This is a genomic window from Methanophagales archaeon, from assembly GCA_021159465.1.
Lineage (GTDB): Archaea > Halobacteriota > Syntropharchaeia > Alkanophagales > Methanospirareceae > G60ANME1.
This window is the reverse complement of sequence record JAGGRR010000117.1, coordinates 1-1433: the sequence shown is the minus strand read 5'-3', so window position 1 is coordinate 1433 and position 1433 is coordinate 1. Positions and strand designations below refer to the sequence as shown.

Here is a 1433-nt window from a genome sequence, read left to right as displayed (position 1 = left end):
CTCGCTTGGGCGACTCCAACACTGATCGCAAGCACAATCGTCAGTATCGAAATCACTGCCACAATGCTCAGCTCTTTCGCTTTTTCTTCCATTTTTTATTTCTTCACCTCCTAATTTCTAATTTCAATTTTCAGTTTTTTTACTTCTGTTCGCGGGAAATATTTTCCCGCTGTTATTTGAGTATAAAAAAGATATATAAATAACTATAGGAACTTCAAGTAAGGAGATAGAACACATGTATCTGTTTTTCAACACGGGCATGAGATAACCGAGAAGATAATTGTAGCAGCTACAAAGTGCATAACACACCTGGTTCTGTTCAGGTTTTTTTGGGAAGAGATATACCAAAATTCGCTCCCACCCCTTTGCTTTTCCCTCTTTTCCTGCTTCGTTCACATTCAACATTCATATAGTACATCGAAGTTTTATCTTTCTTTCCTTACAACTTAAAGGTTTCATTCTTCATTTGTAGTCCCTTTCTTATGATGTCATTTAATCTTGTTTTCATAATTTCGGGCTCGCACCTTTCCCGAACATATTAACCATTAGCGATTGCTGGTGAAATTAGATGGTAGATGGTAATTAGCTTTTTAAGCCCTGTTTTGTTTGGAATTGATAGTGGTTAAATTAATAGCTCCGTTATAATCTTGTGAAATCTCGAGGGTTTGGTTTTTATGTAGCTCAGCTATCATAATACTCCAAATCATCTCCGCCACCGCAATCGCAACCGCAATGCAAATGAAACCGATACAACAGCAACAGCAATAGCCACAGCTACTAAGCTCATAGTGAACCCGCCTGCTGCTGGGTTCGGTGAAGGCGTCTCATACGGTCTGTTACTACTACTGTTCAGCATCACATTTGAGACCGCAATAGCGAACTCGGTAGCATATTCCGGTCCCTTTGCTGTTACTATATTACCTGAGACCACCACACCTTTATCCAGATACTTCCCACCATTCTTTATCAGTTCCTGCTTCGCTGTTATGAACGCCGTACACTCTTTATCCTGCAGAATACCCGCTCGTGCCAGCACCACTGGCGAGAGACAAATTGCAGCCACCGTCTTATGGCTATCATAAGCCGCTCTGACCATATTCCTCAGGTCGCTGTCATCCCACAGATATCGCATTGAGCCGACACCGCCTACAATCACTATCGCATCATACTCTGACTCTAACTCTGAGAGGTTCACATCGCCAATTGAAAGATTTACAGCCACTTCTCCGCCTGACATACCACGCGCTATGCCTGTACATGTACGTGTACTCGCTACCACCACCTCCGCGCCTAACTCCTTAAATATGCCCGAAGGCACCGATAGCTCATCCTCTTTGTACCCCTCTGGAGCTACCACCATCAAGACACGCTTACCCTCAAGCTCCTTGCCCATTACAGGGGCAGGGCTCAGTGACATGAATAAAGCAACCAGA

The 1433-nt window shown here is 43.5% G+C and carries 1 protein-coding gene; it reads right to left on the bottom strand.

Going from position 1 to position 1433, the window contains the following annotated elements; all coding sequences use genetic code 11:
* Positions 1 to 703: 703 nt before the first annotated feature.
* A partial coding sequence (locus tag J7J01_05690) for a DJ-1/PfpI family protein (protein ID MCD6210368.1) occupies positions 704 to 1433 on the bottom strand: 730 nt, incomplete at its 5' end.